This window comes from Mesorhizobium sp. M7A.F.Ca.CA.002.04.1.1, from assembly GCF_004022805.1.
Classification (GTDB): domain Bacteria; phylum Pseudomonadota; class Alphaproteobacteria; order Rhizobiales; family Rhizobiaceae; genus Mesorhizobium; species Mesorhizobium ciceri.
The window spans coordinates 1-9389 of sequence record NZ_RZPL01000155.1; the positions used below are offsets into that span (position 1 = coordinate 1).

General features: G+C 65.5%; 7 protein-coding genes. All 7 read right to left on the bottom strand.

The window, feature by feature from the left end:
- On the bottom strand, window positions 1-181 hold a 181-nt coding region (locus ENZ75_RS10940), incomplete at its 3' end, for a hypothetical protein (RefSeq protein ID WP_164887781.1).
- Window positions 182-220: 39 nt separating this feature from the next.
- The gene (locus tag ENZ75_RS10945; RefSeq protein ID WP_013529844.1) at window positions 221-1669 is read right to left on the bottom strand and encodes a TolC family protein; all 1449 of its coding nucleotides are present in this window, start codon (window positions 1667-1669) and stop codon (window positions 221-223) included.
- A gap of 421 nt (window positions 1670-2090) precedes the next feature.
- On the bottom strand, window positions 2091-2636 hold the full coding sequence (locus tag ENZ75_RS10950; protein WP_063168902.1) for an invasion associated locus B family protein: 546 nt from the start codon (window positions 2634-2636) through the stop codon (window positions 2091-2093).
- Window positions 2621-3082, bottom strand: a complete 462-nt coding sequence (locus tag ENZ75_RS10955) for a DUF4189 domain-containing protein (RefSeq protein ID WP_013529842.1) — start codon at window positions 3080-3082, stop codon at window positions 2621-2623. The genes ENZ75_RS10950 and ENZ75_RS10955 overlap by 16 nt, the downstream gene beginning before the upstream one ends.
- Window positions 3083-3120: 38 nt before the next feature.
- Complete coding sequence (locus tag ENZ75_RS10960) at window positions 3121-3786, bottom strand: hypothetical protein (protein ID WP_013529841.1); 666 nt, start codon at window positions 3784-3786, stop codon at window positions 3121-3123.
- A gap of 13 nt (window positions 3787-3799) precedes the next feature.
- Complete coding sequence (locus ENZ75_RS10965) at window positions 3800-4357, bottom strand: invasion associated locus B family protein (protein ID WP_013529840.1); 558 nt, start codon at window positions 4355-4357, stop codon at window positions 3800-3802.
- Window positions 4358-4364: 7 nt separating this feature from the next.
- Window positions 4365-9389, bottom strand: a 5025-nt coding sequence (locus tag ENZ75_RS10970; protein WP_128278099.1) for a YadA-like family protein, incomplete at its 5' end; no start/stop codon positions are given.

Sequence of the window (9389 nt, forward strand, 5' to 3'; positions counted from 1 at the left end):
CTTCCAGGCCGATGCGTTCGGCAAGGTGCCTGATGTCGTCGGCCGCAATTCGCTTTTCCGAGAGCGGCACGCCGGCAAACAGCACGGTCTCCGCGCTCGGCCTGCCGAGATATCCGGCAACGGCCGAGAAGCAGGCCTTGAACGCCTCCTTCGGGGAGAGGATGTTGGGTTGCTGGTTCACGATCTGCCCGTCAGGACGCTCGCTGGACCTTGTGCTGTCCTATTTCTTCCTCACCGGAGCGAGAATATCGAATGGCAGGTCGTTCTTCTGCTCCGATGGCGTCCGCGCATAGGTTTCTGTGTCCGCGGTTTCCGGTGCTGCGAACTCGGTGCGTGCATAGGCCGTCGCTTGCTTTGCCGGCTCGAGATTCATCGTTTTCAGCAACTGTCCGGTCGCGGCCAGGAGCCGGTACTGGGCAAACAGCGATGCGTAGGAAGCGGTATCCGCCAGCGTTGCCGTGTTGAACCGTGTATTCTGCGCATCGAGCACGTCGAGCAGCGAGCGCTGTCCGACCTTGAACTGCTCGCGATAGGAAGCAACCAGCTTCTCATTGGCAGCGGCTTGTTGCCTCAGGGTCTTTGCCAGATCGGCTTGCCGGAAACGGCGATCCCATGAGGTGCGAACGGCTTCCTCGATTTCGCGCTGGACCTGATGCAGCGCGAGACGCTGTTCACTGGTGCGGCGGATCTGTTCCTGCTCGTTGGCCTTGTCGATGCCACCGCGGTAGAGGTTCCAGCGCAGGACCACGCGCGCCTGCAGGTCGGTGGTGTCGCCATCGTCGCCGTCAATGTCGGTTCCTGCCCGGGCCCGACCTTCAGCGATGATGGAGGGGCCAAATTTTGCCCGCGCAGCGTCCACGAGGGAGGCCGCCGCGTCGATGTCGCTGTTGGCCATGTGTACGCGCGGATTGCTTTCCCGCGCCAACCCTATCGCGTCGTCGAGCGAGCGCGGGAGTGCGGCCGAAACATCGCCAGGCCTCGAAGGGCTGGTCAGTGGCTTTCCGACGGTTTTGAAGAAGCGGATCTTGGCCGCTTCCAGTTCCTCGGTCGCCTCCTGCATGCGCGCCTTGGCGGCGAACAGCCGTTCCTCGGCCTGTTGACGGTCGGCCTCGTTCAGCGCGCCGCCCGAGATGCCTTGCCGGATGTCGCCGAGAATTGCCTGGTGGAAGCCGAGATTCTTCTTCGCTTCGGCAACGATCGAGGCCTGCAGCATGTATTCCAGATAGTCCTGGACAACGGACAACCCGATGAATTCGGACCGTTCCAGAACGCGGAACGAAGCGCCGTCGACGCGCGATGCCTGACGGTTCAATTCGGCCCGCCTTCCGCCGCTGTCATAAAGCGTCTGCGAAACGGTAAGATCCGTTTCAGCCGGATAGAGCGCATCGCCTTCGATGGAAAGAGAGCGCCGGGACGGATTGTCGAGCCGGCGAACGCCAGCCGATGCCTCGACATCGACACTGGGAAGATAAAGGCCCTTGGCCTGCCGCAACTCGAACTCGATGGCTTCGCGATTTTCGATCGCCTGTCCAATCTCGGGATTGGACTCCACCGCGACAGCCATCGCCTCCTTGAGCGTGAGCGCGTGAGCGCTGCCGCAGGTCAGCATGGTGGCCGCCATCAAAAGACCAAGGCGCCTGCCTATGGTCGACATGTTTGTCGTATTCATTAATCCCACCCTAACGTTTCCCCAGCGTCCTTTTCAGAGCGCTAACCAAGCCAAGGCCTGCCCGTCGGTGGATTATTCACAGATTCACGAAATATGTGAGCGATTATTGATTTAGAGATCGCTAAATAGCCTTTTTGGGCAACAAGGCTGCGAGATGTAGCAAAAATAGCACATAACGTCGGCTCGCTGCGGTTGTATCCAGACGCCGCATTCAGTGGGAAAGCACAAAAAACGGCAGGCCAGTGGGCCGGTATGGCCAGAATCATGGCCGGTTCGGATAGCGGCTGTCGATGATCCAACCTGAAGTTGAGCCCTTTTTCAGGCACGCCCCTTTGGATGCCGCGTCCAAAAATACTCCATCGCGGCGGCCGGCGTACGCTTCATGTGGCTCACTGCGGCCAAAAGCTGGTCAGCGCGCACCCTAATTTGCGCTCAACGCCACCATGCGGTCGAGCGCCGCGGTCAGGCCGCGAAGCGACACAGGGAAGCTCAGCGGGGTCTCGGCGTCCGTCGTGACATTGAGCTTCAGCACCGAGCCTCCCCTCAGCTTTCCAAGCGTCGGCCGATCAACCGTAAAGACGGAGACGCAACCCGTCGGCAGGCAGGTCCTGAAGCGCTGCGGGGACGGCGGTTGATCGTCGATCTGCAGCGTCACGCCCGGATCAAGGAGGATGCCGAAGGGCAGAAGCAGGGTAGCCGTCGTCGAACCGTCCGGGCGTGCCGCGATCTCCATGGCAAGAAGCCTCTGCCCGTTCTGCTGGACCTGGTCTTGCGCAAGCGAGCACACTCTCGCCTTTTCCCGTACCGAACAGGTCACGCTCCAGTCCTGATAGACCTCACGCAGCGATGAGGGTCCATCCGGGACAGCCGCCACCTGTTGCTGGGCAGACGCCGGCGACATCAATGAGAATAGAATTGCTCCACATGCGGAGACGGCCTTCGGGCCAAGCTTCATGTGCAGACCCATTCGCGGATCTTGCATTTCTCTCCCGTCGCCTCGCAGGCCTGCAAAGCGAGATCCTCCGCTTCCCGACGGGTCTCGGCCGAGTTCACGCCCCAGGGCGTGAAACGGTTCTCCACTTTGTCTGCCACGGCAAGCGCACCGCAGTGCTTGTAGGGAAAGCCGGTCTCGTCGTCATCATTCCAATGGCGATGGTTGCGGAAGACGGTGACGACGTTGCAGGCCTTTCCGCCTGCGTTCTCGCAATATTTCTGTGCGATGTCCTTCGCTTCCTGCCGCTTGTCGGCGCCCCAGAAGAAGCCGTATTTGCTATCGGCCTGCGAATAGGCAATGGCCGCCCATATGCCCTTTTCCTCCTGTTGCGGTTCCGATGGGGCCACAAGGTCGGCTGAGACGACTTGTCCGCTCCACAACAAGGTCAAGCCCAAAACTGCCAAAGCCTGCAATCTCATGGTCGGCATCCTTTCCTTGACCTCACTCGCTTCGCGTCCTACTTCGCCGCCGAAGCAAGGGAGATCACCACACAGCTTTTGCCCGTCGGCAGGAGAAGCGCTTCACCGGCATTGCCGCCGAGCTCGTAGACCTCGACCTGCCCGAGATGGTCGGTGATCTTGCTGCCCTGCGGCAGGATGGATGGGATGTCGGCGCACGGGCTGGCGAATGGCGCCACCCGCACCATCGCCCCTTCGCAACCCGTGGCGGTGGGCGATGCGAAGACGATGCCGGCGGCCGGTCCGCTATAGCGTTCCGACGCATAGTCCATGCCGACAAAGGCCTGGATGGCGTGCTTGTCGGCGGCCTGGTCGTTCCACAGGGATTTGACGCTGTATTTCGTGCCGGTCGTCAGGATCTGTCCGAGCACTGGATAGACGGTCGAGCAGGCCTGCACACCGGCCTGCTTGACATGCTCGAGGAAGGGCGTGTCCGGAAGCACGGGGGCCGCCGCTGTTGCTGCAGGTGCGGCCGTCGCGCCGCCGACCAGATTGGCGACCGCGGCGTAATTCCCGGCGGCGAAGCCAAGCCCCGCCACGACCAATCCCAGCAGTGAATATCCGGCCGCGCGTGGCCAGCGCCTTGGGGGCTCGGCCCGCCTCTGCCGATCCGCCTCGACGCTCGGAGTGCGTTTGGCGGACGTGAACTGGTCCTGCTGGCTCATGGTGGCGCCTCGGTTATTTGAGTGGTGAAAGGGCGTCTGACAGCCCCTTGAGCGTTGCGGTAACGGTGATCGTCTGCCCGTCGACCGTCGAGTAGGAGATCGCCGGCGTCGCGTTCTGCGATATCTGCCGGCGCATGACGGGGCCGACCGGCAACATGCCGACACAGACCATTTCGTTGCAGCCGTTCAGCTGCACGTCGATCGGCTGCTTCTGTCCATCGAATTTCACGGACACCAGGCCATCGCTCCTGGCGTTCGGGGCGGTGCGCAGGATCATGTACGGCTTGCCGTCCTGGGTGGCGGCAAGCGACCAGCTGAAGGCCATCTTGCCGGACGCGTCCTCGATGATCTGCGAGACGTTGCAGACCTTCTTGCGGGCTTTGAGGTTCTCGTCGCAGATCAGCGTCCAGTTGTCGAATGGGCGTATGGTGCGCTGGTAGTCTCCGAGCTTCACCTCGGGCGGGAGCACCACGTCCGAAGGCTTGATCCTGTAGGTCGACGCGACCTGCCCGGCGGCCGGCACGAGGCCGCCGCAAAGCGCCAGGCAGGTCAGGGCAACAAGTCCTTTCATCCCTGCCTCAGTTCAAGGTGAAGCTGATGCCGGCGCCGACGCCGACATGCCCACCCGCTGCCGTGCCCGACAGATTGCCGCGGATGCGGCCGTCCTCGCTGGTGTAGCCCGCACCGAAGGCGAACGCGCCGGCGTCGCGCCAGAGGCCGCCACCCGCCGCGACGCTCAGCTTTCCGGGCCGGTCGTCGTAGCGCAGCGAGGCGGCGGCGAGGCCTATCGCGGCCGCCTGCCGGGCCTCGTCGCGGATGCCGTTGATGTCCGAATTGAGCTGGCCGAGCTTCTGGTCGGTATAGTCGTTGGCCTGCTGCAGGGTCGTGGCGGCTACCTTGTCGGTGTAGTCGTTGGACGTATCGATAGCGTAAGCCACGCGGTTGTCCGTATAGCTCTTGCCGGCGGTCAGGCCCTGGTTCATCTGTTCGACATTGACCGCATCGGTCCCTTTGACGCCGGGGCCGACATTGGAGATGACGACCGGCGCGTTGACGTCGCCACCCTGCAGCGTGATGGTGTTCGACTTGACGCCGCCCGGGGCGTCATAGGTCACCGCGTTCTGGGTGAGGTTTCCGACGCCGGCTTTCAAATCCTCGATCGCCGTGTTGGTGGCGTAGAGCTGCGAGCCGTTGATCGCATCCGTGCTGCCGGCATCGACGCGCCCGGCGGCGACGTTGGTGATCGTCCGCTCGGCGCCGGCATCGCCGACGCTGACGGTTCCGGTCGGAGTCGTTCCGGCGAAGGTGTAGGTCTTGCCGCCGATGACGGTGCTGGAGGTGCCGACGGCTGTCTGCGTCACCGAGCCGGAGCCGAGCGCCACATCGTTGGCGTTGTTGGCCTGCGCACCCTGGCCGAGCGCGACGGCGCCCGCCCCGGTAGCCGTCGAGCCATGGCCCGCAGCCACGCTCTCGGCGCCGCTCGCCACGCTTTCCGGCCCGATCGCCACCGCGTTGGTGCCGCCGGCGATGCTGTCGGCCAGCGTCGAATTGGCGTGGAAGTATTTGATGCCGCCGCCATTGCTGATGGTGGTCAGGGCATTGTCGACGGCCGTCAGGCCGTCATAGACGGTCGAGTAGTTGTTGCCCTGGATAGTGTAGGTCGGGCCGGTGATCGAGCCGTCGGGATTGATCGTGGTAACGCCGCCGAACAGGTCGGTGACGTTTTTCGTCACGCCGCGCAACTGCGAGACGTTGACGCCGTCGGTGTCGGCCGAGCCCGCCGCGACATTGGTCAGCTTGCGTTCGGCCCCGGCGGCGCCGATCGACACCTCGCCGACCGAGGTCTGCGCGCCAGCAAGCCCATAGGCCGCGTAGTTCGTTTGTGCGCCGACCGTGGTGATGGACTGCGCACCAAGCGCGACGCTGTTGATGAAGGTGCTTTGGGCGCCGGCGCCGAGCGCCACCGACTGGATGCCGGAGGCGGTCGAATTGGTGCCGAGCGCCAGGCCGTCGGCCAGCAGCACATGCGCGTTCTGGCCGATGGCCGTTCCGCCGGGTGCTGTCTGGTCGACGATGGCGCCGTTGCCGATGCCGATGCCGTTGTCGCCGTTGACGACGGTCGTCGGACCGACCGCGACCGACTCCGCGCCGACCGCCAGCGAGTCGCCCGCCGCCGAATTGGCATGGAAGTATTTCGTCGAGGTGACCGACACGGCAGCGATGGCGCCGGCGAGCTGGCGCACCGTCACCGCGTCCTGGTCCTGCGTGCCGTCGGCCACATTGGTGATCTGCCGGTAGGAGTTGACGTCGCCGACCGAAACCGCGCCGAGCAGCGCCTTGTCGGTCGTGTTGAACTGGATGAAGTTCGACGGACCGGCTGCGATCTGGCCGGTAGCCGGAGCGATCGCGCGATTGGAGATCGAACCCGAGCCCAGCGCCACGCTGCCGTCGATGCTGGCGTTGCTGGCGCGGCCGAGCGCCAGCGCGCTGACCCCGGTCGCGGTCGCCTGGTAGCCGACAGCGGTGGAGCCGACACCTTGTGCGAAGGAATCGGTCTGCGCCAGTCCGGCCTCGTTAGTGCGAGCGTAGCGGATGCCGATGCCGTTGGCGTCGGTGTAGGCGGTCGAGGTGTCGCCGGCGATGTTGTTGACAATGTTGCCGAGATTGGTCACGCCAGCGCCAAGATTGTTGACGGTGGTGCCGATGGCATCGACGGCCTGGTTGGTGGCGGCGAGCTGCGAGCCGTTGAGGGCGTCGGTCGACGTCGAGCTGATCCGCCCCGCGGCGACATTGGTGATGGTGCGTTCCGCACCGACCGCGCCGACGCTGACCGTCGAGGTCGGATTGGTGCCCTGGAAGGCATAGGTCGTGCCGTTGATCACGGTGCTCGGCGTGGCGACAGCGACGTCGGTGACACTGCCCGAGCCGAGCGCCACGGCGCCTGCGTTGGCGGCGGTGGCGTTGGCGCCCAGCGCCAGCGCATCGACGGCGCTGGCATTCGCTTGCTTGCCGAGAGCGGTCGCTTGAGCGTTGGTTGCGAACGCGTTCTGGCCGATCGCCGTGCTGGACAGGCCTGTGGCATTGGCGTTGGCGCCGACGGCGGTGGCGAATTGGCCCGAGGCCTTGGATATGTAGCCCATCGCCGTTGCGTCGAGCGCCGATGCGACGGCGCCGCTGCCGATGGCCGAGGCGTTGGCGTCGGAGGCGCTCGAATTGACACCGGCCGCGATGGCGTTCGTCCCCGTTGCGGTCGCGACGGGTCCGATCGCGACCGCGTCCGTGCCCGTCGCCGAAGAGTCCGCCGCCGTCGAGTTGGCATGGAAATACTTGATGCCGCCGCCGACATTGATGTTGATGACGACGGCGCCGATGGCGTCGACGGCCTGGTTGGTGGCGGCGAGCTGCGAACCGTTGATCGCATCGGTCGACGTCGAGCTGATCCGCCCCGCGGCGACATTGGTGATGGTGCGTTCCGCACCGGCCGCGCCGATGCTGACCGTCGAGGTCGGAGTAGTGCCCTGGAAGGCGTAGGTCGTGCCGTTGATCACCGCGCTGGGCGTGCCGACGGCGACGTCGGTGACACTGCCGGAGCCGAGCGCCACGGCGCCTGCGTTGCCGGCTGTGGCGTTGGGTCCCAACGCGACCGCATCCGCGGCGCTGGCATTCGCTTGCTTGCCGAGAGCGGTCGCTTGCCCGGCGGTAGCAAACGCGTTCTGGCCGACCGCGGTGCTGGACAAGCCTGTCGCGTTGGCATTCGGTCCGACGGCGGTGCTGAAGTCGCCCGAGGCCTTGGATATGTATCCAAACGCCGTTGCGTCGAGGCCGGAGGCACTCGCATTGTTGCCGGCCGCGATGGCGTTCGCCCCTGCCGCAGTCGAGAGAGGTCCGATCGCAACCGATTCCGCACCCGTCGCCGACGAATCCGCCGCCGTCGAATTGGCGTGGAAATACTTGATGCCGCCGACATTGATGTTGTTGACGACGGCGCCAATGGCGTCGACGGCCTGATTGGTGGCGAAGAGCTGCGAGCCGTTGATCGCGTCGGTCGAGAGCGCGCTGATCCGCCCCGCCGCCAGATTGGTGATGGTGCGCTCCGCACCGGGCGCGCCGATGCTGACCGTCGAGGTCGGGTTGGTGCCCTGGAAGGCGTAGGTCGTGCCGTTGACCACCCCACTGGCCGTGCCGACCGCCGTCGCGGTCACCGAGCCAGAGCCGAGCGCGACATCGCCGGAACTCGCTGCTGCCGAGGCGCCATTGCCGAGCGCGACATTGCCCGCGAGGCCGGCCGCACCGGCGGTCGAGCCGTTGCCCAGCGCCACGGAGCCTTGTCCGATCGCCTTGTTGTTGTTGCCGATGGCGACAGCACCGTTGGCCTGGTTGGCGGCGGTGGCGGTCGCGGTGCCGTCGCTGTTGGCGATGTTGTTGGCGCCGCCGGTGAAGGCGCCGGTGCCGCTGGCATAGCTGGGATCGCCGATGGAGACCGCGCCGTTGCCAAAGGCGGTGTTGCCGGACCCGATCGAGACCGCCTTGCCGCCGGTCGCCACCGCATTGGTGCCCATGGCCACCGCCTCGGCGGAATCGGCCTTGGCGCTCGTGCCCATGGCGATGGCGTCCTGCGCGCTCGCATTGGCCGACTTACCAACCGCGGTGCTGTTTATGCCGCTCGCCGTGGCGCCCAAGCCTAGCGCGCTCGCGCTCGCTGCGGTCGCGGTGGCGTTGTTGCCGAGCGCGGTCGCCGAGACGTCCGTGGCCTGGGCTCCCGAGCCCGCCGCGACCGAGCCTACTCCACTCGACACGGCCGAATTGCCCAGGGCCAATGCGAAATTGCCCGAAGCCGTGGCGACGTTGCCGAACGCCGCCGAGTTTGACGCCGATGCATTTGCCTGGGGACCGACGGCGGCGGCATTGAGGCCGGCGGCTTGGGCCTGGAAGCCCACGGCTGTCGAACTGGTACCACTCGCAACCGAGGAAGCGCCCATTGCGGTAGCGAAACCGCCGGAAGAGACCGCATTGGTGCCGATCGCGATGCTGTTGGGCAAGGCCGTGTTGGCCTGAACGCCCGCCTGCGCGCCTAGGCCGAGCGCGATAGACTGGTTGCCCCAGGCGCCGGCGTTCCTACCCATCGCCGTGGCGCTCGTGCCCGTCGACTGGCTTTGGCGCCCGATCGCAATGCTGTCAACCTGAGACGCCAGCACGTCCGTGCCGATGGCGACGGCGCTCTCTTGAAGGGCGCCCTTTCCCGCTGCGGTTCGGTTGCCAAGATTGATGGCGTTGATCGCGGTCGAGGTCGCCTGGAAGCCGATGGCGATAGAGTTCTGCTGGCTTGCGACGGCGCTATTCCCTTGGGCAAGCGCATCCAGCCCGGACGCTGTCGCCCCAAACCCGAGCGCGGTGGCGCGCAGCCCGGTCGCCCGGGTAACATAGCCGATCGCCGTCGAGTTCGTTCCGTCGGCGCGCGCGTTCAGGCCAAAGGCGGCCGAGCCTGCGGCTGCGACCGAGTTGACGCCAATGGAGCTTGCTCCGTCTCCGACAGCCTGGGCGTTCCCGCCTATCGCGAGGGCGTTGACGCCGTTCGCGCCGGAGATGACACCTATGCCTATGGC